This is a genomic window from Trichocoleus sp. DQ-U1 (assembly GCF_039961925.1).
GTDB lineage: Bacteria > Cyanobacteriota > Cyanobacteriia > Cyanobacteriales > FACHB-T130 > FACHB-T130.
In genome coordinates, this window is record NZ_JAMPKB010000001.1 from 183,633 (window position 1) to 207,424 (window position 23,792).

A 23,792-nucleotide genomic window follows, 5' to 3' on the forward strand; every position below is an offset into this window, starting at 1 on the left:
TACCGTAGTTTTGCGGTTGTTGTCAATAACTTGCTGATTGTTAATATATCAATAAGCAATTAATTGAGATAGCTAGATATGGAAAATAAAATTAAGCTCGGTCAAGTTACCCAAGTCGGCTTTGGGACAATTATGGCACTGATGGTTGGTATAGGTATTACTTCCAAAATCAGTACAAATACTTTGGTAGAAGCAGTAGATTGGGTAACACACACTTATGAAGTTAAAGATAAACTGGGGGGGTTGGAAAAAAATCTAGTTGATGCAGAAACAGGGCAAAGAGGTTTCATTATTACGGGGAAAGACACTTTTTTGGAACCTTATAATAAAGCTCTTGAAATAATAAATAAAGATTTCAAGGAAATACAAAAACTTATACAAGACAACCCCAAACAATTGGAAAATTTGGCTAATGTTGAAGATTTGTCTCAAGAAAAAATTTCAGAATTAGCGGAAACTATTTCTTTAAAGAAAGCAGGTAAAGAAACAGAATTAAGAGCTTTAGTGCTTTCTGGTAAAGGGAAGCAAGTTATGGATCATCTTCGCGAAGAGATTGGCGAAATGATTGCCATAGAAAATGAACTACTGGATAAAAGGAAAGAAGAAGCTAAACGAGCCGAAGAAATATCAAATTTTATTTCTTTAGGCGGCACTGCTGCTGCAATAGGTTTAGCTTGTTTTACTTTATGGTTTATTTCTAAAAAGGTTGTCCGACCGATTAATGACGTGACTAGTGCGCTGGCTAGTTCTTCTACAGAAATTTCTACTGCTGTAGAAGAACAAGAACGTATAGCAACCAACCAAGCTGTTGCCGTTAATCAAGCCTGTGCAACGATGAATGAATTAAATGCATCAGCTCGGCAAGCATCAGAACAAGCAGAGGCATCGCTAGAAAGTGCGAGACAACTATTAGTCTTAGCAGAATCATCAACCAAAGGTGCAAATCAAGTCTTAGCTTTAGCAGAATCATCAACCAAAGGTGCAAATCAAGTCTTAGCTTTAGCAGAATCATCAGCCACAGGTTCGCGGCAGGTACTATCCTTAGCTGCATCGGGCAATCAATCTGTCATAAAAACTGTAAATGGAATGTCAGAATTGAAAGAAAAAGTTGTCGCGATCGCAGACCATATTGTGAGTTTAAGCGAACAAGCTAATCAGATTGGCAACATTAGCGCCTTAGTTACAGGCATATCTAATCAGACAAATATGCTGGCATTAAATGCCGCAGTAGAAGCTGTACGTGCAGGAGAAAACAGTAAAGGTTTTACAGTTATTGCTAGCGAAATTCGCAAATTAGCCGATCAAAGCAAAAAGTCAGCGGAAAAAATCAATACGTTGATTTCCGATATTCAAAAAGCAATAAATTTAACAGTGGTAGTGACAGAACGAGGCAAGAAAAATGCCGATGAAACTATTGAAATGTCCAGAGAAACAGCCGATGCTTTTGCTAAAGTGGCTCAAGCAATTAATGATGTGGTCTTAGAATCCTCCACAAATGTTACCCAGGCAATTAATGATATTGTGTTGGAAGCGTATGGCAGCGTAATTCAAGCAATTGAGGAAGTTGTTTTAAACAATCAACAGGACTCAATAGCAGCAATTAATGATGTTGTGTTACGCAGTCAGCAAATTTCTCTCACTGCTAAGCAGCAAGCTCTGGCGATTGAGCAAGTGGTAGAAGTGATGAATAATTTGAAACAAGGATCGGTAGAAACAGCAAGTGGTTTAGAGCAAACTAAAATTGGGATGCAAATGGTGAATCAATCAGCGCTTAATCTCAATGCGGTGGTTTAGTTGGACAGATTATAAACTGCTATACGTTTAAGTCATCCTCAGTAAGAGGGTCGCGACTGCGATGACAAAATAAAGCCGAGAGAGTGCTGTGATGAGTAACAATATCGATATAGAACTGCTGCATCTGTTCTAGAAGCTGCACATCCTGCATCAACAGAAAACCACGCGGGTCAGCCGTTAGGGAATTCTAGTTATCAGCAATTGGGCAACCTGTGGCTGTGGTCAACTTTTCGCGATCGCTCATAGATATCCTTACTTAACCTTGTTTAAGTCAAACTCTTAATGACTTCGTTAAATTAACCACGCTCATAACGACTCCGAATTGACAAGAGCAAGTTTTGGGAATTTCGGAACCATTAGGGACTCGTCGGAACATCACTTGAAGGCGTTTGAGATTAACGACTGGGAGCCGCTCAAATTCCACAGGCTTTAAGTCGTGCCATCCATTCCCCAAATCCCACACGGCGAAAGCGAGTAGGCTCGGTCTTAGTAGGTTCCAGAACTTGCCAAGAGTGCCGGGGAAAATGACCGATTGGGAGAACACTGCCATTGGAAGCGGACTCTTTAGCCTTTAAATCATTAAATTTGAGCCAAGTTCCGTTCTGCTTCCATCCCACAGCTTCTCCGAACTTGGTGTAATCTCGATTTACTTGAGAACTTTCCCAAATTTGCCGCTGAATGCCGAACCCAAAGCGATCGCCGCTTGCTTGTCGCCAAAGTTGGTCTAGAGTTTTGAGATGTTTACAGGGCATCGCCCGGATTTGTTCGGGTGTAATCTCGTCTACAGTCTGCTCAAGTGCCTTGGCATCCCCAGGAATCACCGCCTCTCGAAATAGATAACTGGTTGCCGAATCCATCCAGCGCCAATCCTGAGCTTGTGCTGCTTGCTTCAAATCGTAGGAAGGCCAAAAGCAACCCTGTTTAGAAATTGCACCATTTGTCATAGTGGCGTTGCAAAGCCGTGTATCGCGAAATCCTGTAATACCCGTATCGGTCAAATCCGCTCGATCGAGATAAGCCGGATCGTGCTTCACTTCGCTGAAGTCAGCTCCTACCAGTTTTGCCCCAATCAGAATTGCTCCCTGCAAATCAGCATCTCTAAAACGCGCACCATTCAGGCTAGCGTTGCTTAAGTCGGCCTCCCGGAGGATTGTGCCAGAGAAATTGGCTCTGGTAGCCTGAGTACCGGAGAGTAAAGCTTTAGTTAAATTTGCTTCCCGTAAGTCGGTGTCAATCAGGCGAGTAGCCGCACCAGAGAAATCTGTCCCTTGGAGGTTTGCCCGTTGTAGGTTCGCCTCCGATAAATTTGCCTCTCGGAAAATTTGGCGGGAAAAATTGGCACCAGCTAAGTTTTTACCACTCCATTGCACAGCCCTCAAGTCAGGAATCTTCTCGTACCTACGAAGACGATGCCAGTGGGAGAAATTGAGTAGGGCAAAGATAGCGATCGCACTTCCTCCCAATCCTCCCAAGATCGACCACAAACTTTTTTTGTGCCACATCCTTATTTACTCAAAGTAGGAATTTTGCAAGCCTATCCTAAGACACAAGTAAGAAAGTCGGCTTAATTCAAGCAATGTTTGGATTGAGGGGGCGTTTACAAACGTATTTTTAAAACTTCTGGGTCGCTTTCACCCGCGAAACCAACGGCGATCGCTAAAGTAAGAATTACAGCACTCGCTATCTCTGGCGGAATTCCGGGATGATGTAGTGCTGAACAAAATTGGCAGGAAGTCACGATGAAAACACGCGCGGCGATCGCTTGGGAAACTGGAAAGCCCTTGGAAATTGAAGAAATTGACCTAGAAGGGCCAAAAGCCGGAGAGGTTCTGGTTCGGATTGTTGCCACAGGCGTTTGCCACACGGATGCATTTACGCTGTCTGGTAAAGATCCGGAAGGCATTTTCCCAACAATTTTGGGGCATGAAGGCGGCGGGATTGTGGAAGAAGTGGGTGCTGGCGTCACCAGCGTGCAACCAGGCGATCATGTAATTCCGCTGTATACGCCAGAGTGCGGGCAATGCAAGTTTTGTCTGTCTGGAAAAACCAATCTGTGTCAGGCAATTCGCGCCACGCAAGGCAAAGGATTGATGCCCGATGGAACCAGCCGATTCAGCAAGAACGGTGAAACTATCTATCACTACATGGGCACCAGTACGTTCAGCGAATACACCGTATTGCCCGAAATTGCGATCGCCAAGATTAACAAAGCCGCGCCGTTAGAAAAAGTTTGCCTCTTAGGATGTGGCGTTACTACAGGCATTGGTGCTGTATTGAACACGGCGAAAGTAGAACCAGGCTCAACGGTTGCGGTGTTTGGTTTGGGGGGAATTGGGTTAAGCGTCGTTCAGGGAGCCGTAATGGCTCAAGCAGGGCGGATTATTGGCATAGATATCAACCCTAGTAAGTTTGAACTGGCAATGCAGTTAGGCGCGACGGAATGCATCAATCCCAAAGATTACGAGCAGCCAATTCAGCAAGTGATTGTCGAACTCACGGATGGCGGTGCTGACTATACCTTTGAGTGCATCGGCAATGTCAATTTGATGCGAGCTGCCCTTGAAGCTTGCCATAAAGGTTGGGGAGAATCAACCATTATTGGGGTTGCGGGTGCGGGAGAAGAAATTAGCACTCGTCCGTTCCAACTGGTTACGGGGCGCGTGTGGCGGGGTTCTGCCTTTGGCGGAGTCAAAGGGCGATCGCAACTTCCCGGTTATGTAGAACGATATCTTGCAGGCGAAATTAAACTTGATGAATTCATTACTCAGACGATGCCACTAGAGGAAATTAACACAGCGTTCGATTTGATGCATGCGGGTAAGAGCATTCGTTCTGTGATTCTGTATTCGTAATATCATGTCCGCCTTGCCCATAATTAAGAGAACCCCACCCCGCCATAGCCTTAGCCTATAGCTCCGCTCCTCGCTTGCGGGGAGGGGCTGGGGGTGGGGTTCTTCTCGATCGCGCAGAACTTGGTATGCAGCATTATCAGTCATGAACCAACCCATCCCGACAAACCTCACCTTAGTCAGCCGCAACCGGAGTTTCGGTGGCTGGCAATCTGTCTACCGCCATCACTCTGCGGTACTCGACTGCGAGATGAATTTTGGCGTGTATCTTCCTCCCCAAGCTGAAACGCAGTCGTGTCCCGTACTCTATTGGTTGAGTGGACTAACTTGCACAGAACAAAATTTCATCAGTAAAGCAGGCGCACAGCAATTTGCAGCGCAATACGGTGTAATTGTGGTTGCTCCCGATACCAGTCCGCGCGGCTGTAATGTCCCTGGAGAAGAAGATAGCTGGGACTTGGGAACAGGTGCAGGATTCTATCTCAATGCAACGCAAATGCCTTGGGCAAAGCATTATCGGATGTATGACTATGTAGTTTCAGAACTGCCGGAAGCGATCGCTGCAAATTTCCCCGTCATGGCAATTCGGGGCATTTTCGGACATTCGATGGGCGGATATGGTGCTTTAGCGATCGCTCTGAAAAATCCCGGAATGTTTAAAAGTGTCTCCGCCTTTTCTCCGATTGTTACCCCAAGCCTTGTCCCCTGGGGACAAAAAGCGTTTCAGAATTATTTGGGCAACAATAAATCTGACTGGCTAGCTTACGATCCGATGCATTTAATTAAATCTGTTCCAGAAAGATTGCCCATTTTGATCGATCAGGGAGATGCAGATCAGTTTCTAGGCGAACAATTACAACCCGACATTTTTGCACAAGCTTGTGCAGAAGTCAATCATCCCCTGACTCTCCGCAAACAACCCGGTTACGATCACAGTTACTATTTCATTGCCTCATTTATCGGCGAGCATTTCGCTCACCACGCGGCAGCTTTGGCTCAACCAGGCTTTTGATTAATCTAACCTAATAAGAACCAATAATATTTTATTCCCATTTCTATACGAAATGGATAAAAACTATCTATTTAGGTAAATGTAAATTAAATTTTGCGAAAAGCCAATCGAGACATAAAATGAGAATACAAGGTGTTAAATTATCTACCTTTGCTTTTCTTGTCTCTTTCACGCTAGTTAGTTGTTCTGAATCTACACAAGATTTAAAAAACTCCTCTCCACTTCCATCAAAAGCTCAACCCGATCGAGAAGTTAAAGTTGCAAAAAAACTTAACTTTCCAGGGGTTAACGTTGCTGCGAAAAAACAGGTGATTGCCAGAGGCGGAGGAATTACTTACCCAGGTTGGGCCAATGCCAATGATAATGTGGATTACAAAACAACAACAAATTATCCACAGCTAGGTCGATGGGGAAATGAAACGAATAATGGTAAGGGCACGTTTCAAGTTGTGGATTTGGGTTCCGTTTATCAACTTAATGGAGTCGGCTATAACATCGATTGGGATGGCGCGTTTAAGAATTCCTTGACATTTCGAGTCGAAGTATCAACAGATAACAAGTCTTGGCAGTTAGTTTCTAACATTGTTCATCCTTACGCTCCAACAACTGTTTTTAATAAACTTGATATTGATGTTGCAATCAAACCGACTGCTGCGAGATATGTCAAATATTGGGAACCACCGGACGGACAATGGAATGGTTGGGGTACTTTTCATCAACTCAGGGCTTATTCTTCAAAGTCTGTTAAACGGTAATCGCTAGGCTGAACGCTCTAAGTAAAACAGAGCTATTAGATAAAGCTAAATTTGGCGAAGTTCGCGTTGCTTGCCGCTGCTGAATGGTATTAGCAAGTCAAGTACGCGATCGCCAGGTAGTTCCAAAATTGTTGGTACGATCGCTACTGAATTGGTGTTGTTGATGGACGATTGCAAAACCAGTATGGATAGAAAACTTTCCCCAAGATACTCATAACAGCGCACCTCGAAAAATAAGAGCTGATGACCCAGTGGTGTAAAATCCTAGATCCTAGAGACAGTTAACGGCGGTCAACGGAGTCTAAACACAATGGAATCACATCGGAAGCCAACGGTTGTAATCACGGGTGCCTCCTCAGGGGTTGGTTTGTACGGTGCAAAAGCGCTAGCCAAAAAGGGATGGCACGTAGTGATGGCTTGTCGGGATTTGGAGAAGGGGAAAAAAGCTGCCGAAACAGTGGAAATCCCCCAAGACAGCTACACCCTCATGCAAATTGACCTAGCCTCTTTGGAGAGCGTTCGCCAGTTCGTGAATAACTTCAGAGCCAGCGGCAAGTCCTTGGACGCATTGGTGTGCAATGCCGCAGTTTATCTACCTTTATTAAAAGAACCATTACGCAGTGCCGAAGGTTATGAACTGAGCGTGGCGACGAATCACCTGGGTCATTTCCTGCTGTGCAACCTGATGCTGGAGGATCTGAAAAAGTCCTCTTATCCAGATCGCAGACTTGTGATTTTGGGAACTGTGACGGCAAATCCGAAGGAGTTAGGAGGTAAGATTCCGATTCCAGCGCCTCCAGATTTAGGCAATCTCCAAGGCTTTGAAGCTGGTTTCAAAGAACCGATTGCGATGATTAACGGCAAGAAGTTTAAACCAGGCAAAGCTTACAAAGATAGCAAGCTTTGCAATGTTTTAACCATGCGGGAACTGCATCGGCGCTATCACTCTTCCACAGGCATTACCTTTAACTCCTTCTATCCGGGATGCGTTGCAGATACACCTCTGTTCCGCAACCACTATCCTCTGTTTCGGAAAATCTTTCCGCTGTTCCAAAAGAACATCACCGGGGGATACGTGTCTCAGGAATTGGCAGGGGAAAGGGTTGCAGCGATTGTTGCCGATCCTGAATACAAGGAATCCGGGATGTATTGGAGTTGGGGAAATCGCCAGAAACCCGGTCGTCAGTCTTTTGTGCAAGAGGTTTCTGACGAAGCCAGCGATGATAACAAAGCTCAAAAGCTGTGGGATCTGAGCGCTAAGTTAGTTGGAGTAGCGTAACGAAGACTGTGCGTTAGCGAATTATTGGTCATTGTTCAATATAGCTATCTGGTTTTGATGTTGTCTGCCGAAACATCAAAACCAAGGCTAAACCTTTAATCGCAGCACTAATCGGAGGTAGAATCATTGCCCCGCCTAAAGCAGAAACTGGAATCCACCAACCCGCTCTCGAAATCTGCCGCTTCAGCAACAACCATTGTGCAGTTCCAACAATTGCTTCATTTATTGCACCTATCTTAGATAGGCTAAAAAGCTCATACGAATTACTTAGATCCAATGATATAAAGTCACTAAAAAAATCAGATAGTGCGTTTGTAGATATAGAGTAACTCGCTAGCACACATACTGGTAAAGCTACCGCTCCGCCTATAGCAGACGCTGCAATCCACAAACTCGATCTCTTAATTCGCCGCTTCAGCAACAACCATTGGAAGCAACCCAAAATAGCCCATACAACAGTCCAGCCAAAGGGAAATCCGTTGCTGCCAAAACCTCCAGTCAAAAGTGTTACAAAAAAGCCAGCAACAATCCCAAGCAAACTACCTATAGTAGATAAAGCAATCCAGCCTAACCAAAACTTCCATTCCGCACTCTTTAGCATTGCGAAGTTAGAGGAGTTATTCATAGACCTCTGTGAAAAAATTTAGATTAAAATTTTAGCCGGTTTTCCCGGCTTGGGTGTGTTAAATACATATTTATTTGCCCAGTTGTCAAATTGTTGATGGTCGCAACGAATTGTCACGCAACCAGGCAGAAGTCTTGGTTTCAAGCTTTCTATAAAAGTGCTTGTACTCAACAGCAGCTTACTTCACGTCGCAACTAGACCAGCTCGGCAGAAATAACCCACCATGAAAACTCTCACCCTGCTTCATCAACTATGTGAGGGGTGGGTAGTAAAGCTGATTGTCATTCTTTAGGTGGGTATTTTACCAAACATAAAATATAGCCTCAAAGCCATTCACTTTGAGGCTATTCTCCTTCAAACTATTAACGCCTGAAGTAAGACGATCGCGGCTTTTTTATGGCTGTTACTGACCAGGAGCTTCCGGACTATCGGCAGCAGGGTTTTGTTGACTGCTGGATGTTGAATCTGTTGCACTCGATTCGTCTTGAGCTGGAGTGCGATCGCTCTCACTTTCGGACTGTGTGGGAGCAGTTTGTGTCGAAGGTGCTTGTTGAGCCTCAGGCTGCTTTGGCTCAGCATTGGGCACAGTAATGTTGATGTTAGGTGCCGGAGCTTGCTGTTGAGGTGCCGGAGCCTGCTGTTGAGGTGCCGGAGCTTGCTGTTGAGGAACTGGAACCAAAACATCCCTAGTTCTTTCAATGATCGTGGTTTCTTTTCTAGGAGCTTGCTTTGCTTCAGGAGCTGGCTTCGCTTCAGGAGCTGGCTTGGCATCTGGTTGTCTAGGAACCACAATATTTGGGATAACCGGAGCGGGTGCGTCATTCCGTTGGTTTAAAAAGAACCAAGTACCAGCGGCCAAGCCTACCAGCGAAGTCAGGAGCAAGCCAATTACCAAGCCACTCGCGGCATTGTTGTTATCCCGAACCGCTAAATTCTCTTCTTGGTAGCTGCGCTCGGAGACTCGCCCGCTAACGTAACCATCCCGGTAGGAGTCAGCGTTAGGTTTAACAACGCCATTATTAACTGTTTCTGTTCGCGTTACGTTGGTGTGAGTATGACCGTTAGCGTCATTGTAAGAATCCTGACGAACTTCACGGTTATAAGTTTGGTAATCCTTTGGATTAGTCATAGCTGTTGATAAACTCCAAAAAAATGTAGATAAAATAGAACCTTGAAAGTCTGTCGGCGTGACGCACTTTCTTTCAAAAAAGAATTCTTAGCTTTGTTGTAGTTTGATTCGCTACTTCTGCTTGAATTGTTTTCAGAATAACTTTTGCAAACGCACGAATGGCTCTATCTCAAGAGCGTATTCTTACTTCTATCAAAGGACTGACTGTTTCAATAACTGCTATAAGCTATTAGCGAAAGCTGATAGATATAGAGCAAGCTTAGTCAAGGGAAACTACTTTCAATTAAAAAAGTATCTTTACTAAATCTTTATTTTTTTATGGGCAATCTTTACTAAATATTTATAGATAAAAACAACCAGTTATGCTGAGTATTAAGCCATTTGTAGCGGTGAGCGTTTATAGAGAAATGGCACTGACATAAGGAGAAATGCGAGAATTCGTAAGTTTGTTCCGTGCGACTAAGCGTTACCCAACATTTCAAAGGGTTTGGCTGGGTTCGTCGAAGGAAATCCAGCCTACGAGCTTCAGGCTTAAGTCAGTGACTCATGGCAAAGGTAAAAATTAAGCCGTAACCAGTAACGATAGCGATCGCGTCTGGGAATCCACTATCATCAACGAGAATCTAGACGGAGTATTCCCCGAACCGCTATTGATGCCAAGTAATCCGGGAGAGCGATCGCACTCCTCTCTCTGTTCTAGGTACCTTCACACCGAGGATAAGTAATTAGATAGAATTTGGTATCATTCACCAAATGGTTAGCACCATTCGTGCTACAATTGTACTACAAAACGGGGTTAGCTGCTTTTTCCTAAAAGATAGAATACTACAAAAACTTTTGTAGGAAGGTTATTCAGCTAAATTATTTGTAAAAAAATTCTTATAAAATATGACAGAATTAGCAGGCGTTGCACTCGTTGATAAAAATTTAAAACTTGATTCAGGAGCGGCGTTTATTCTTACTCAACGTCATACATATAATCGAGTAATCCAAGTTAATCCAGATTGGGAAATAGAAGTGTGTTCAAGTAGCCCTTATGTAGTTGCTAGAGGCAAAAATGCAACAGAGTCAACAGTTTTTGAGCTAGCATATGAATATGTACAAATAGGGCTTGACTTACTTTCTATCAATCATGGGATAGATTTATCTGTTTGTAATAATAGTATTGAAGAGCATCTGATATGGTGGCGCGAAGGCTCAACTCAAATTTTGAGAATAATATTTGTATGCAATCATAACCTAAAATGTTCTGCTTTTGGATTTCAAAGAGATTCATCCGGAAATATAATTCCTCCGCCGCCAATTCAGAAAACAGAATACCACGAAAGCCTAAGATATCTGAGATTAGCACAAGCAACTAACGATCTATTTGATTCATATCGAAATATGTATTTATCACTAGAGTTGCTTGTTAGCTATATAGACCCTAAAAGAAAAGACGAGAAAGAATGCGTCTGGTTAAAGCGAATTTTAACGCAGCCAAGTCCAATTTTTAAAACAAATAAACCTTTTGAAAAAGCTACAATTACAGATATCTATAAGGTTCGTTGTAGCTTGTTTCATGCCAAAGAGGGAAAGCCTGTTCTGGTTCCCTATAAATTACAGGATCGAAAAACAGTCACAAAAGTCTTAAAACAACTAAGACAAATAGTTCTTTTCCTTACAGAAACCATACTAAATACTAAGCCGATAAGACGAGATGGAGGTCTAAGTATATCTCAAGATGTTTTTGATGCAATTGGGGCAGAAGTTTACTCAAATTTTAAGATTCTAGTTTCTGATAATGATGCGATGTTATCAGGCGCAGATGAAACTATTAATAACATTGACTATAAGTTAACGGTGCCCCTGGATACTAGTTACGACGATAACTTCAGAAAGCTTGGTCAAAAAGCTTTATTTGGTGTAATTGCAGGCTCTAAGTTAAAAACGCTAAAGAGAATTACAGGGCTTGTTTTGAAAAAAGGAGAGGAATTGGGCGCTACAGCGGGATTAGAAACAGCATTAACCTATAAATCTATTGATCGACTGGAAGCATTAATTATTTTCAAGGCTAAGATAATCGATGTATAAATATCTATTTTAAATAGGATTCAGCTACATAAGGCTGAATGACTAATAATTTCTGAAACTGCGATCCCTTCTCGCATCCTCCCCAACTACCTACAAACTCAGCTGAAAAAGTGACAATCAAGCTATAACTAGCAAACGATAAAGTCATGGCTGAAGTAGAAATCTACAGCGCAAGCGTGTGTCCCTATGCCCATCGAACGCGGTTGGCGCTGCTTGAGAAAGGTGTAGAGTTTAAACTGATCGAGATTGACTTGCAAAATAAGCCGGAGTGGTTCGCAGATATCTCGCTTTATGGCAAAGTCCCAGTCATTAAATACGGTAGCGCTGCGTTTGAGAATCCACTATCATCTCTTTTCGAGCAACAGTCGCAATTTCCCTAACTGGAAGATTTCTTTAATAAATAATGTTCTACCGTCCCTTTGTCATCTTGATAAGTCTTTGAGTAATTTTCGTCGATGTAAGTGTTGAATTGACTATTACTCTTAAATGTTTCAATCCATCTTGCTAGGACAATTTGTTCGGGACGATACTTTGTCAAAACAGCAATAATATCATCGAAAGTCAAATTTCCCGATTTAAATCGTTTATCTGACATAACGGCAAGTTCTGGAGGAACCGGCAAACCCGCATAAAAAGCGTATATGGGACGATCCGTGAATATCCATTGAGTGGAATCCTTGTGTTTTAACACTAGATTCATAACTTCAAGACTTTTGGGTGGTCTTCCTTTAGGCTTAGCAGGAATCGCAATCATAGAGACAATCAAAAGTGCTGTGGCTAAAATGGGAAAAATTAGCTTTTTGAAGTTTAGGGATTTTGGATTACAATTCCACCCTTCTGGAAAAAAATTAATGACTAAAGCAACTCCATAGCCAGCTAACCAGCAGATGGGAATCGCCAGTAAAGGATAGTAGTGATACCAAACAGGTTTATGCTTGAGGAGAATTAGGCTAGCAGTCACTAGCCATGTTATAGGAAAAATCCCCTCTCTTTGTTTTTTAAATAAAATTGCTAGACTACCAATGAATGCCAAAAATACATAGTCATAGTCTTGATAAAGAAAGTAAGGTAAATTTTCAATATTATTAAAGGTTGTGGATTGACCTTGAACTTTCTCTCCCAAGTGTGCTTGAACTAGCTGTTCATAATTAAAAGCTTGAAAAATTAAGCTAACTCCTAGATAGATAACTGCAATAAAAATTAACCATAAAAGCAGAGGAGATAAAACAGAGGAAGGAAAGAAGTTTTTTGATTTACTTCCCTCCGGTTCTCGGAGTTTAAAATCCAGCAGATAAAAAATCATTAAAGGAACCAGAAATATAGTAAATAGTTTCGTTTGCAAAGATACTGCTAAAACGGCTCCTGATAAAATAATGAAACGTTTACGACGCTGCCGTTTGTAGAGAGTTAGGAAATAAACAGAGAGCATTGCCAGAGATAAAGAGGGAATCCCAATCATCACGGAAATGCTGAGTCTAAGAAATAGCCATGAGGTGAAGAGTAATAGTGTAGCAACAAGCGCAGGTATTTTTCCTAAAGAGAAGCGTATAATTTGATAAAAAGACCAAATTAGAAGTGCTGAAAAGAGTATAACCAACACCCGTGCCGCAAAAACTGAATATCCAAATACATTAAACCAGTAAGATAAAAAGACGGTGAATAGAGGAGGTTGATCGTTCCATATCTGCGTGTATAGAGAAAAGCCTTGCGAGTATAAAAGCGCTTTGATTAAATTTAATCCCTCGTCATAATCGAATTCAAAGGCTTCTTGAACTGGTCTGATGGCAAGTACAAAGCCAATATAGAGAAATAGGATGATTATCGAAAAAAAGATATTCTTTAAATGGGTCATTTTTAATAAAATATTTAATTTTATAGGCGGCGAACGCCTAAAGTTCATAATTGATGAGAGGCTAATGGTAAATGAAGAGGATATTTTTAATACATTTTAAAAAACTAATTGCACTCCGGAACCCCACCCCAACCCTCCCCGTTAACGGGGAGGGAGAAAGGAGAAAGGGAGAAATCCTAGCTGAGGATGGGTTATATAAATTTTCACAAGAGAGATACTCCCAATTAAATAGCTAGCAGACAAACCTTATGTAGGTTTTTATGTAATAGGTGAAATTAGTCAAGCGTTTATATTATGTATCTGACCTTATTACCTCGACCTCACCAATGATTGCTTGGGTTCCTGGGGAATTTCCGACCGCATCACGGACTTCCAATGCTTGTCCGTTGCTGGGCGAATACCACCCTACCTCAAGACGGTAGCGATTGGGTGGCGTACCGGGTGTAACTGTAAGTTTATGGACATCGCGTAAGACTGTACCTGAAGTTACTTTATCTGTGAAAAAATAACCATCCAGCGGACGTGCATCGGAACGGTTTTGTAGCTTTCCTTGCGTGTCGCGCAGGCTTACGTTAATCGTCATATCAGGGGAGAGCGGTGCCAAAAATTTCCAGTAAAATGTTACTACCAGCGCTTCACTAGGCGATATTTTAGAAGTATTCAGGTCATAACCGAGCAATCGCACCTGCTTGCCGAAAGACAGAGAAAGCGGAACCTGAATGCGTTCTAAATCCTCTGGTAAAGGCACGGGGCCAGGATACACTCGTGCATAGTCAATATCGTGCAATCGTGCTGCATATAACGGTTGCTGCGCGGCAAAGTAAGCGATCGCTTTCGGTTCTGGTAATTGACGCTGGAATTGGTTGTAGTACAATACCACGCGATTCCCCGTTGTCCAAGGTTGAGGATCGGGCAGGATATCTTTTTCTATCGGTAAAGTTTGACCGTGAAAATAGGCGGCAAACGAGGAACTATACCAACTAGCGACTTTGATTTCTTTGGCATTGGGTGACTGATTCAACCATTTAGCCGCTAAGTCCAGACCCTCGCCTTGACCGATCATAAATATCTGTTTGGCAGTACCCGAACCACCCAGCAAAGGGTTGTAATAGCTTATGTAATAAGGATAGTAGGGGATAAGAACGATAAGTTGTAATCCGAAAAGCGCGATCGCTGTCGTTACGCCTCGGTTAATTCCCCACTGACCAATGTGATGCTTCCCAAACCGACACCGCAGTGCCTCCGCGCCGCGTCCGACCCAAACCACTATTTCTAGCCAGCCAACCGCAGATAGCAGTGCTAGCACTGGCAAGAAAAGATTAATGTAACGGTCAATCTTACTGTCGCTGACTGAGAGGATCAGCAGCACGCACAAGGGAACTAAAGCGAGTGCTGTTACTTCCGGCATCTTCTTTTGGTGACGCCGTAGCTTGGGGATTAGCAATATCGCTAAAAATGCCACCAACCCCACTTGCAGAACGGGTGAGAGACGATACGCCAGCACTAGCGGATAAAAAAGTAGTCCCGGCGAATCAGTGATTTGCCCTAAAAAGAAAAGTACGCCTCTGGCTGACTCTTTCAACAGACCTTTATAAATCTGCGCCACAACATAGGAAGGGGACACCCACATCGCAGGCCAAATTAGAACGATTGTCCCTAAAATGCTCAATCCCCACCACCTGAAATCTGCCAACTGCCGCTTCCAACCCCTTGGAGGAAAGCTAGTTCGCCAGATTCCCGACTCAATTAGCGCTATCGAGAGGGCAACAGCAGGCAAGATAAATAGAGCCGTCACTTTTGTCGCTGTCGCCAGTCCCATAAATACTCCAGAGGCGACAAGCAACTGGCGACGATAGCGGTAGCGATCGCTCCGCAGATACAGTAAAAATAGCAGCAACGCCAAAATACTAAAATCAGCCATCAGCGCGTCAGTAGTGAGGTAGCGCTGATAAGCTAAAAAGAAGGGTTCTAGTAGCAGTAGGCTAAGAGAGCATAGCGCGACGGATTGCCCCAACAGCCGCTTCGTGAGGATATAAAAACACACCATACACGCTGAAGCGATCGCAGCCTGTAGCAAGCGCGGCAGCACGTAGAAGAGGATGGGGAACTGAACTTGGTTTAAACAGGCATTCAGGTCTAGTGGCTGATTCAGACCTAGCAAGCCTGGAAACTGCTGGTGCAACAGACAATTCGCTAACATACTGCTGCCAATCACCCACATATTGGTGACGCCTGGATGGTGACGGCGATAGGTGCCAGTTAAATCTCCTTCCAGCAAGTTCTGTATAAAGGTGCTACCGCGAGTCATCCACAGCACTTCATCAGAATTGATGGGAACGGTAATTGCCAGGATGCGTAGCGTCAGCGACACTAGAAAGATGCCGAGCAAAAGAGGAGAGCCTTTTATTTTGATCAATAGAAGTATGTGACTTTAAATTAATAGCCCATTTTCCGACTTTTAGAGGCTGTTTGTAAACATCGGTGAGCAGATAGCCTTGATCTAGCAGTTCTATATAATCCCGAAATGCGAAATCCCCGAATTTTTCAAGAATTCGGGGATTTAAAACTGCTAGGCTCTCATACCTTAAATAGGATTGCCCTATTAAGCTTGATTCGTGATAAAAAAAGTTTACTTCCTAGACAACAGTAACTCTATCACTTCAAACGCCCAGAACGTAGGATGCTTACAATTAGCCACAAACCCAGGAAGCTAGCAGCAGCAAATAAACCATTGCTTAATAAAGATAGCCCCCCTCCTGTTTGAGCATTGCTGGAGATAATCGCCGCCCCGATAATTAGGGAACCCACGACAACACTAAAGGAAAGGCGGTTAGCAGAGTTCTCCAAACTTCGGCGAAATGGAATGATATCTGGCATCTTGATATTCCACTTCAAAGTTTCAGAAGTGATTCTTTCGAGTAGCAACTCCACTTGGCGGGGAGATTCTAAAGATAAACTTTTAATATCTAAAGCTGTTCTCAGCAAAGCTTGCAACGGGTCATCCCCGAATAATTGACGCCGGAATAAATCGGTCATCAAAGGCTTAATTTCCTCGATGAGATTCAAGTCTGGGTCAAATAAATGCCCTGTGCCCTCCAAATTTGCTAGCGTTTTTGAATATAATCCCATATTGCTAGGCAAGCGGATTTTATTGTCGCGGGCGACTTGCAACACTTCATAAAAAACTTGACTCAAATTGATTTGCGACAGACTCAGGTTGTAATACTTTCGCAACAGCTTTTCAAAGTCACTTTCTAACTTTGCTAAATTTGCTGGTTGAGCCGATTCAGCTAATTGCAAAGTCAACTGACTACAGCGACGGGCATCAATATTTGCGATCGCTAACAGCATCTCCGTTAAAATCTGCTGAGTCCGGGGGTCTAGTCGCCCGATCATCCCAAAGTCAAGCAGCGCTACGCGACCATCTCTCAGATAAAAAATATTGCCTGGATGCGGGTCAGCGTGAAAGAAGCCGTCAAGATACAACTGTTGAAAGAAAACGCGACACAGTAGCCGAGTGATGTCTCGCCGCTGGTCGCTGGGGCTTTTACCGTCGTTGATTTGCTCGAAATTTGCCTCTAGCAACGGTACCCCATCTAGCCATTCCAGTACCAATAGCTTTTGGGTGGTTAACTGCCAAATAATTTCCGGAATCACCACCTGCTTCGGGTCAAACCAGCGGCTGGTCGATAAATTGCGGCGTAGCTGGTTGGTGAAATTGGCTTCTTGGGTAAAATCAAGCTCAGCCAGCAAAGCATTAGAAAATTCGTTCGCTAAAGCGACAATATCGATATCTGGCCCAATATCGGTGCGAGCAACTAAATCGGCTAAACCTTTAATGATGGAAATATCTTGAGAGATAATCGCATCAATTCCCGGTCGCTGCACCTTCAGAGCCACTTCCCGCCCATCTGCTAAGGTGGCGCGATGCGTCTGAGCAATTGAACCAGCAGCAACCGCCACCGGGTTGATGGTGCTGAAAACCTCCTCCATCGGACGATCCAATTGCTTCCGAATCACCACTTCAACCTCTGACCAAGGCACGGGCGGTACCTCAGATTGAAGCGTTGACAGTTTTTCAATGTAGTCCGCCGAGAGTAAGTCAGGGCGAGTCGAGAGCAGTTGCCCCAGCTTGACATAGACTGGCCCCAAATCCACTAAGATGTTGCGAAGGACGGCGGGAGTCGGCAGCCTCGGTTCATCAGCTTTGCCGCCGGTCAAGAGCCGTCTCATGTAGTCCCAACCGTTGCGGAAGACGACCTCAAGGATTTCTCTTTGGCGAGAAGTGGTTTGGGTTAAGGAAAACACGGGTTTTAAGGGATAGCTAATGGAATCATGGAAGTCTGGCTAATGGGTCTTGAACAATTCGCAATTCGCCATTAGCCATCATCCCTCTTATTAATACTTCATACTTCCAACTTCTGCCTTCCGTTGGAGGGTAGATTACAGCAACTTTTCAAGCTTCGGATCGGTTCGTAGCAACTCAAGAACCTTTTTGATTTCTTGGGTGCGGTCTTTTTGGACAATCAGCGTGACATTGCGATCGCGCACAATCACTACATCCTCCATCCCAATCGTCACGATTACCTCATCCTCACCCTCGGCGTAGAGAATCGCCCCTTGCGTATCCATTCCCACGTGAGTCGCCAGTTCTACATTGGGCTTATCGCCTTTCAGCAACCGTTCGATGGCGTTCCAATCTCCCAAATCGTCCCACCCGAAGGACACTGGCAGCACATAAGCTAGCTGCGTCTTCTCCATCAGCGCATAGTCGATACTCTTCTTCGGCACCTGAGAGTACGCTTCGACACCTTTTTCTTCGAGAAGATCCATCATTTCCGGCGCGTAAGTGCGAAGTTCATCTAGCACGACCCCAGCTTGGAAGATGAACATTCCGCTATTCCAGCTGAATCGACCCGTTGCCAAAAACTCCTCTGCCGTCGGGCGGTCGGGTTTTTCCGTGAATCGGCTGACGCGGTAGGTGGGAAATTCCCCAACCTTGCCAGTTTCTTCCCCTTGCTCAATGTAACCGTAGCCCGTAGATGGATAATTCGGCTGAATCCCCAGCGTCACAATCGACGGCTGAGTTGCTGCCAAGCTTGCACCGGCTTCCAGCGTTTGTTGAAAAGCCTTCTCGTCTGCAATCCAATGGTCGGCGGGGAAAAAGCCGACAACCGCGTTTTCTCCATACCGCTTGGCAATTTCCAGTGTTGTCCAAGCGACCGCTGGGGCAGTATCGCGCCCCTCTGGTTCTACCAGCAAATTTTCTGCTGGTAGGTGGGGCAGTTGTTCTTTCACCCCATCTGCCAGCAAAGCCGAAGTAACGACCCATAGCTTCTCCCAGCCTCCAGCCAGAGATAACAGCCGGTCGGCAGTTGCTTGCAGCAAACTCTTACCGCTGCCATCCAAACTTAAAAACTGCTTGGGTCGGTGCTTGCGGCTGAGAGGCCAGAAGCGTTCCCCTTTACCACCGGCGAGAATGACAGGTATTAGCGATTGGTTCATTTTTGGCTTTAGCGATTCTTTTCGGCTCTATGTTAACCTTGACGCGATCGCGATCGCTGTTTAACCTTTGTGCTTACTCCCGGTCAAACGCCTCGTGCAACTTCTCCCAAATTTCTGTAGAAACCAACCTGTAGAAACAAGCTTAAGGCACCGCTGCAATGTCATTTCCTTTGGGAGATGGAGAACCTAAAGTTATAATCCACCTTGGAAATAAGTCTCCAGAAAGATACATATAGTCTGCGGTTGTGGTGATGAGGTAAACGTGGAAGAAGGTATCAAACAGTCTCAAACCAGTCCAGACCACGAAATGTCTAAAGGTTCTGGCAATCAGCAGGAACCCCGTACAGATGCCGTTGATGACGATTCCGATACCTCACCCCAATCGCAGACAAGCGATGTGGCAAATGAGGTTTCGCCCCAAAGAAATAGCTTGGGGCGGCGCTTGTTATGGATCGCTGTCTTTATCATCACAGCAACAGTTTCTGCCACAGTAGGAGCAACTTTAGCACTGATTACCCCTTTGTCGCCGATCGTTGCCTCCCAGACTCCAGGAGAAAAAACTGCGACTGAGGGATGGGGTCGAGGTTTTCAGTACCGTCTGGCGCGACCCGTCAATATCCTGGTTATGGGAATTGACCGCCTCCACAACTCACCAGATAATTCGCCGGATAATTTCACTGGCAACAGCGATACGATGCTGCTGTTACGGTTAGACCCGACTGACCATTCTGTGAAAATGCTTTCCATTCCACGAGATACGCGAGTGGAAATTCCGGGCGTTGGTTTTAACAAGATCAACCAGGCGAATGTCAACGGGGGCGCAGCCTTATCCGCACGAGTTGTCAGCCGTACCCTAAACAACGTCCAGATCGATCGATACGTGCGAGTCACCACCGATGCCTTTCGGGAGTTGGTGGATTTGGTGGGCGGCATTGAGGTATTTGTTCCTCGCCAGATGTCCTATGTAGACGAAACCCAAAAACTCAAAATCGATCTTTCCCCAGGCTGGCAAACTCTCAATGGCGACCAAGCAGAACAATTTGCGCGGTTCCGAAATGACAAGAACGGCGATATTGGTCGGGTGCAGCGACAGCAAGCCCTTCTCAAGTCGTTGCGGCAGCGTCTGACGAACCCAGCCGTATTGCCTCGCTTGCCTCAACTGATCCGGGTGATGTGGAAGTACGTTGACACGAATCTCAGCTTAGAAGAAACCCTAGCGCTGGCAAATTTTGGCATCAACTTGGAGCAAGATGATTTCAAAATGGTGTTGTTGCCCGGTCGATTCAGCGACCCCCAGGAGTACATTGCCAGCTATTGGATTCTGGATTCCGAGGGGAGAGATCGCATCATGCGCCAATATTTTGGGCAAGAAACGACTCTTGCCTCTGTAGAGGAAAGCCGTTCTCTTAGCACCCTGAGAATCGCAATCCAAAATGCCACCGAGCAGCCTGGTATCGCTTATCGCGTTTCTGAATATCTGGCGGCGAAGGGATTTGTAAATGTTTATGTTGTCAATGATTGGCCCGACCGCGAACGCCAAACCCAAATTATTGTCCAGCAAGGCGATTTAACAAAAGCAGCGGCTTTGAAAAGAGTGCTGGGCGTCGGTCATATTGAAGCGGCTTCTATCGGTGATTTGGAATCTGAGATTACCCTACGAGTGGGTGAAGACTGGCTCGATACAATGAAAAATGTACAATAAAAAATTGAAAAGCTGCCTTATTTTTATCTTTGATTGCAGACGAAGCTGGAGAGCCTTAAAAAGAACAACTTGCTTTTTAAATTTTTGATTAATCCTATGCAACCTTTAACTTCAAAAGCAATTAAAAATTTTGTGGTGCGCGTGCTTAGCGGTATCTTGCTATTAGCTTTGGCATGGCTGTGGGTGATGTTGAGCGCTACTCCTGCTTTTGCTCAGGCAGGGACAATTAATTACACCAATATTAATTTGGAAAATCGGGATTTCTCGAATGCTGATTTAGTTGGTGGTGTATTTGTCGCAGCTGAAATGCGAGGAACAAACTTCCAGGGAGCTGACCTTACCAATGCGATTTTGACCAAGGGAGTGTTATTAAAAGCAAATCTGGAAGGAGCAAACCTGACTGGGGCTTTGGTAGACCGAGTAACGTTGGACGAGGCTAATTTAACCAACGCGATTTTAACGGAAGCGACGTTGACGCGGACTCGCTTCTACGACACCATCATTACGGGCGCAGATTTTACGGATGCACTAATTGACCGCTACGAAGTGGCTCAGCTCTGTCAACGAGCAGAAGGTGTGAACCCAATAACGGGTGTTTCTACGCGGGACAGCTTAGGCTGTCGCTAAACGGTCGTTCGCCAATTGTTGCATAGGCTCCCAGTTGAGGACATCTTGGAGTAATGCCTGATAGCCTGCAACATTGGGGTGGAGTCCGTCTTCGGTCAGATGCGATCGCCACCAATCTTCACCCCGATTCATCCACAGCTCGAAAATATCTAGATAAGGAATCTGTCGCGCCTGACACGCTAACCGCGTTGCTTCTTTATAGCGATATTGATCGCCGTGATTATAGTAAAAACAGTCCAAAAATGGCATTTTCGCCTCATCTACCGGCACCATCCCCACAAAGAGTACCGGACAGAATCTTTGGGTTAGCGTTGCGGTAGCGCTCTGAGTACATCGCTCCAGCAACAAATCCATTTCTGCTTTGAAAACTTCAAAATCGGTAAAATTCCGCCCAGTCGGTCGAGCCAACCGAGCCGAATCATTGACCCCGACTGATAGAATAATTGCATCGGGTACGCGATTTCTCAGCTCACCGCGATGGCGAAACTCCTGCTCTAACCGCTGTTGCACTTGGCTGATGCCGTCACCCCGGACACCCAAATTGTAGAGAACGTGTCCCGGACTATCCGGCAGCATCCAGCGACGCCGCAGCCGCTCTACCCACCCGCCACCTTCCGGATCGCCGAATCCATAAACAAGACTGTCTCCCAGTGCTACAAGCTTCAGAGGATGGCGATCGCTTTCAGGAAACGGCTTAATCGTAGGAGGGACAAGGGTTTGCATGGACTGTAATCTCGAACTTATTTTCAGAATGATATAGATAGATTGATAAGAATCTACATAATATTAAACGATTCTTTGTCTTGAAAGAAATTCTTCAGTGAATCTCCGGGCGGTGCTAACAGCCACAAAAATTGGGGACTCCTGCTAGACTGAAGGGTGCAAGGTGACAGGAGGGTCGCGCGACTGTGCGCCGCTACTCACGAACAACAATTAACAACTAATCCAACGTGATGCAAAAGCGTTTCAAGTTTGATACAACCGAAGTTTTACTCCGGGCTGAAGAGCTGGTGAGTGCTGCTTCCAATCGCTACCGGATTACCGTTCAAGTAGCGAATCGCGCTAAGCGCCGTCGCTATGAAGACTTTGATAATGTTGACGATCCGATGATGAAGCCAGTGCTGCGGGCGATTCTGGAAATGTCCGATGAGCTAACGCAACCGGAAATTATTGGCGATTAGATAAAAAACAACAAGCAAGATGAAGCGACAAACCAGAAAATTTCCCAAGCGAATGCTACGTTTTGCCGTTGCCTCTCTAACGGCGCTGTTTTTATTTCCTTGGGGAAGCATCTTTGATCCTTCATCCTCGCTTTTTCATCTTTCCGAACAGCCTGCGATTGCCCAGATGTACGGAACTCAGGATGTCTGGCGGCAAGTTTATCAACGCCTACCGGATTTGCCGCTAGAAAATCAATACATCAGCAAGGAAACTGGCAAGCAGGCATCGGAAAATACGCTCGTGGGGCGCATCATCCGCTATCACGTTTATGTAAAGTCACGTCCGCCCAATTATCGGCTGGACTGGAAACTGACCTTAGCGGACTATCTGGGCGCAAACGAACTAATCCAGGAGTCGCTATATCCGGGTTATGATACGTTGCAGAAAAATCCCATGCAGAGCGATCGCGCGGTCATTGAACGTCTGAATCGAGCGCAACGAGACGCCTTAGTTCAAGTCCTCGTGAGTCTATTCACTCCCAATTCTCAGCAGCAGGCACCCGTACCTTCTCCCAGCGCTTCACCTCAGCCACAGGCAGCACCCAAACCCAGTGGAGGGCTAGCACTGCCTCAGCCAGGAGATGCTCAGTTACTCAAGTAATGAAAAATTAAAAACTAAAAATGTAAGAAAAGCGCTTTAGTTTTTGATTTTTAATGACTTTTATGGAACGTCTCATCAAAAGTGGAGTTGGCTGGCGCATTGGCTGGAACCCTAACACGACTGAGTTTAAAGGGTTAGTTGGTGGGGATGATTGGGCGATAGAGCTGACAGAGGCAGAGTTAAATGAGTTTTGTCGCTTGCTGGCGCAATTGGCAGAAAGTATGAGCCAGATAGCGGCTGAGTTGATGGATGAGGAGAAAATCGCCTGCGAAACTGAAAGCGACTTACTTTGGATGGAAGTGGAGGGCTACCCCCATGCTTACAGCCTTCGCTTCATTCTCCACACGGGACGGCGGGGTGAGGGTAGCTGGAATGAGGCAGCAGTACCGGGTTTGATGCAAGCGGCTCAAATGTTAAAGGTTTTCTGATTGCATCTTGACAGCTTTAAGAAAGCTGATATAGAATATAAGACTGTGCCGGGGTGTAGCGCAGGTTGGTAGCGCGCAGCTTTGGGGTAGCTGAGGTCGTGGGTTCGAATCCCGCCACTCCGATTAGTCCGGCAGAATCCGTTAAGTTGAAAGGGGCGAGTTCTCCTGAGGGAGATAAAAAATCGCTCATTATTGTCATAGAAGTCATAGAAGCTCATGGCTTAGCGTGTAGGGAGCCTGTATCGCGGTTATTGTTGTGGAGCGATCGCTTATGCTCAGACGTTTAACCAGCCGCTCTCTGCTGACGGCAGCTATTTTTCTGGTTGTGACATCGCTTACCC

At 45.1% G+C, this 23,792-nt stretch carries 22 protein-coding genes, 1 tRNA gene and 1 pseudogene; 14 read left to right on the forward strand and 10 right to left on the reverse strand.

The window, feature by feature from the left end; genetic code table 11:
* The first annotated feature begins 78 nt into the window (after nucleotides 1-78).
* The gene (locus NDI34_RS00845) at nucleotides 79-1,794 is read left to right on the forward strand and encodes a CHASE3 domain-containing protein (RefSeq protein WP_190536678.1); all 1,716 of its coding nucleotides are present in this window, start codon (nucleotides 79-81) and stop codon (nucleotides 1,792-1,794) included.
* 413 nt (nucleotides 1,795-2,207) lie between these two features.
* Here NDI34_RS00845 and NDI34_RS00850 read toward each other — a convergent pair whose 3' ends face one another.
* Both NDI34_RS00850 and NDI34_RS00855 read right to left on the reverse strand, forming a co-directional pair.
* Nucleotides 2,208-3,296: a pentapeptide repeat-containing protein gene (locus NDI34_RS00850; RefSeq protein ID WP_348231563.1), complete on the reverse strand. Its 1,089-nt coding sequence runs from the start codon at nucleotides 3,294-3,296 to the stop codon at nucleotides 2,208-2,210.
* Between the two features lie 95 nt (nucleotides 3,297-3,391).
* On the reverse strand, nucleotides 3,392-3,532 hold the full coding sequence (locus NDI34_RS00855) for a hypothetical protein (RefSeq protein ID WP_348231564.1): 141 nt from the start codon (nucleotides 3,530-3,532) through the stop codon (nucleotides 3,392-3,394).
* 1 nt (nucleotide 3,533) lies between these two features.
* On the opposite strand from NDI34_RS00855, the gene NDI34_RS00860 reads away from it, so the two are divergent.
* The 3 genes from NDI34_RS00860 (at nucleotide 3,534) to NDI34_RS00870 (ending at nucleotide 6,410) form a co-directional block, all read left to right on the forward strand.
* Nucleotides 3,534-4,646 carry an S-(hydroxymethyl)glutathione dehydrogenase/class III alcohol dehydrogenase gene (locus NDI34_RS00860; RefSeq protein WP_190536676.1) on the forward strand — a complete coding sequence of 371 codons (1,113 nt, stop codon included), beginning with the start codon at nucleotides 3,534-3,536 and terminating at the stop codon, nucleotides 4,644-4,646.
* 142 nt (nucleotides 4,647-4,788) lie between these two features.
* Nucleotides 4,789-5,655: an S-formylglutathione hydrolase gene (gene fghA, locus NDI34_RS00865; protein ID WP_348231565.1), complete on the forward strand. Its 867-nt coding sequence runs from the start codon at nucleotides 4,789-4,791 to the stop codon at nucleotides 5,653-5,655.
* A 119-nt stretch (nucleotides 5,656-5,774) separates the two neighbouring features.
* Nucleotides 5,775-6,410 carry a discoidin domain-containing protein gene (locus NDI34_RS00870; RefSeq protein ID WP_348231566.1) on the forward strand — a complete coding sequence of 212 codons (636 nt, stop codon included), beginning with the start codon at nucleotides 5,775-5,777 and terminating at the stop codon, nucleotides 6,408-6,410.
* 45 nt (nucleotides 6,411-6,455) lie between these two features.
* Here the strand turns inward: NDI34_RS00870 and NDI34_RS00875 are convergent, their stop codons facing one another.
* On the reverse strand, nucleotides 6,456-6,587 hold the full coding sequence (locus NDI34_RS00875; RefSeq protein ID WP_277877712.1) for a hypothetical protein: 132 nt from the start codon (nucleotides 6,585-6,587) through the stop codon (nucleotides 6,456-6,458).
* A 133-nt stretch (nucleotides 6,588-6,720) separates the two neighbouring features.
* On the opposite strand from NDI34_RS00875, the gene NDI34_RS00880 reads away from it, so the two are divergent.
* The gene (locus NDI34_RS00880; protein ID WP_190416132.1) at nucleotides 6,721-7,689 is read left to right on the forward strand and encodes a protochlorophyllide reductase; all 969 of its coding nucleotides are present in this window, start codon (nucleotides 6,721-6,723) and stop codon (nucleotides 7,687-7,689) included.
* A 28-nt stretch (nucleotides 7,690-7,717) separates the two neighbouring features.
* On the opposite strand, the gene NDI34_RS00885 is transcribed toward NDI34_RS00880, so the two are convergent.
* Together NDI34_RS00885 and NDI34_RS00890 are read right to left on the reverse strand one after the other, a co-directional pair.
* Nucleotides 7,718-8,314, reverse strand: coding sequence for a hypothetical protein (locus NDI34_RS00885; protein ID WP_190416133.1), 597 nt, complete (start codon nucleotides 8,312-8,314; stop codon nucleotides 7,718-7,720).
* A 403-nt stretch (nucleotides 8,315-8,717) separates the two neighbouring features.
* Complete coding sequence (locus NDI34_RS00890; RefSeq protein ID WP_348231567.1) at nucleotides 8,718-9,443, reverse strand: hypothetical protein; 726 nt, start codon at nucleotides 9,441-9,443, stop codon at nucleotides 8,718-8,720.
* A gap of 888 nt (nucleotides 9,444-10,331) precedes the next feature.
* Between NDI34_RS00890 and NDI34_RS00895 the strand changes: the two genes are divergently transcribed.
* A complete protein-coding gene (locus NDI34_RS00895) occupies nucleotides 10,332-11,516 on the forward strand; it encodes a hypothetical protein (protein WP_190536671.1) in 1,185 nt (394 codons plus the stop codon).
* A gap of 146 nt (nucleotides 11,517-11,662) precedes the next feature.
* Nucleotides 11,663-11,836: pseudogene (locus NDI34_RS00900) on the forward strand (glutathione S-transferase N-terminal domain-containing protein); the annotation flags it as partial.
* A 56-nt stretch (nucleotides 11,837-11,892) separates the two neighbouring features.
* Here NDI34_RS00900 and NDI34_RS00905 read toward each other — a convergent pair.
* The 4 genes from NDI34_RS00905 to NDI34_RS00920 all read right to left on the reverse strand — a co-directional run bounded on the left by NDI34_RS00905 (nucleotide 11,893) and on the right by NDI34_RS00920 (nucleotide 18,873).
* On the reverse strand, nucleotides 11,893-13,416 hold the full coding sequence (locus tag NDI34_RS00905) for a glycosyltransferase family 39 protein (RefSeq protein ID WP_348231568.1): 1,524 nt from the start codon (nucleotides 13,414-13,416) through the stop codon (nucleotides 11,893-11,895).
* A 244-nt stretch (nucleotides 13,417-13,660) separates the two neighbouring features.
* Nucleotides 13,661-15,739 (reverse strand): glycosyltransferase family 39 protein, encoded by a 2,079-nt coding sequence (locus tag NDI34_RS00910; protein ID WP_348231569.1) that lies wholly within the window; start codon nucleotides 15,737-15,739, stop codon nucleotides 13,661-13,663.
* 284 nt (nucleotides 15,740-16,023) lie between these two features.
* Nucleotides 16,024-17,676, reverse strand: a complete 1,653-nt coding sequence (locus NDI34_RS00915) for an AarF/ABC1/UbiB kinase family protein (RefSeq protein WP_347277012.1) — start codon at nucleotides 17,674-17,676, stop codon at nucleotides 16,024-16,026.
* Between the two features lie 135 nt (nucleotides 17,677-17,811).
* Nucleotides 17,812-18,873, reverse strand: coding sequence for a mannose-1-phosphate guanylyltransferase (locus NDI34_RS00920; RefSeq protein WP_348231570.1), 1,062 nt, complete (start codon nucleotides 18,871-18,873; stop codon nucleotides 17,812-17,814).
* A gap of 262 nt (nucleotides 18,874-19,135) precedes the next feature.
* Here NDI34_RS00920 and NDI34_RS00925 point away from each other — a divergent pair, with 262 nt between their 5' ends.
* Both NDI34_RS00925 and NDI34_RS00930 read left to right on the forward strand, forming a co-directional pair.
* Entirely contained in the window at nucleotides 19,136-20,575 is a 1,440-nt protein-coding gene (locus tag NDI34_RS00925) for an LCP family protein (RefSeq protein ID WP_348231571.1), read from the forward strand.
* A gap of 96 nt (nucleotides 20,576-20,671) precedes the next feature.
* On the forward strand, nucleotides 20,672-21,202 hold the full coding sequence (locus NDI34_RS00930; protein WP_348231572.1) for a pentapeptide repeat-containing protein: 531 nt from the start codon (nucleotides 20,672-20,674) through the stop codon (nucleotides 21,200-21,202).
* Here NDI34_RS00930 and NDI34_RS00935 read toward each other — a convergent pair.
* A complete protein-coding gene (locus NDI34_RS00935) occupies nucleotides 21,188-21,925 on the reverse strand; it encodes a GDSL-type esterase/lipase family protein (protein ID WP_190439564.1) in 738 nt (245 codons plus the stop codon). The two genes, NDI34_RS00930 and NDI34_RS00935, sit on opposite strands and share 15 nt — an antisense overlap.
* Before the next feature lie 230 nt (nucleotides 21,926-22,155).
* Here NDI34_RS00935 and NDI34_RS00940 point away from each other — a divergent pair, with 230 nt between their 5' ends.
* The 5 genes from NDI34_RS00940 to NDI34_RS00960 all read left to right on the forward strand — a co-directional run bounded on the left by NDI34_RS00940 (nucleotide 22,156) and on the right by NDI34_RS00960 (nucleotide 23,738).
* Nucleotides 22,156-22,383, forward strand: coding sequence for a DNA-directed RNA polymerase subunit omega (locus tag NDI34_RS00940; RefSeq protein ID WP_190416141.1), 228 nt, complete (start codon nucleotides 22,156-22,158; stop codon nucleotides 22,381-22,383).
* Nucleotides 22,384-22,402: 19 nt separating this feature from the next.
* Nucleotides 22,403-23,023, forward strand: a complete 621-nt coding sequence (locus tag NDI34_RS00945) for a hypothetical protein (RefSeq protein WP_242030534.1) — start codon at nucleotides 22,403-22,405, stop codon at nucleotides 23,021-23,023.
* Between the two features lie 62 nt (nucleotides 23,024-23,085).
* Nucleotides 23,086-23,451: a DUF1818 family protein gene (locus NDI34_RS00950; RefSeq protein WP_348231574.1), complete on the forward strand. Its 366-nt coding sequence runs from the start codon at nucleotides 23,086-23,088 to the stop codon at nucleotides 23,449-23,451.
* A gap of 49 nt (nucleotides 23,452-23,500) precedes the next feature.
* Nucleotides 23,501-23,574, forward strand: a tRNA-Pro gene (locus tag NDI34_RS00955).
* Complete coding sequence (locus NDI34_RS00960) at nucleotides 23,550-23,738, forward strand: hypothetical protein (protein ID WP_348231575.1); 189 nt, start codon at nucleotides 23,550-23,552, stop codon at nucleotides 23,736-23,738. Before NDI34_RS00955 ends, NDI34_RS00960 begins: the two co-directional genes overlap by 25 nt.
* The last annotated feature ends 54 nt before the right edge of the window (nucleotides 23,739-23,792 follow it).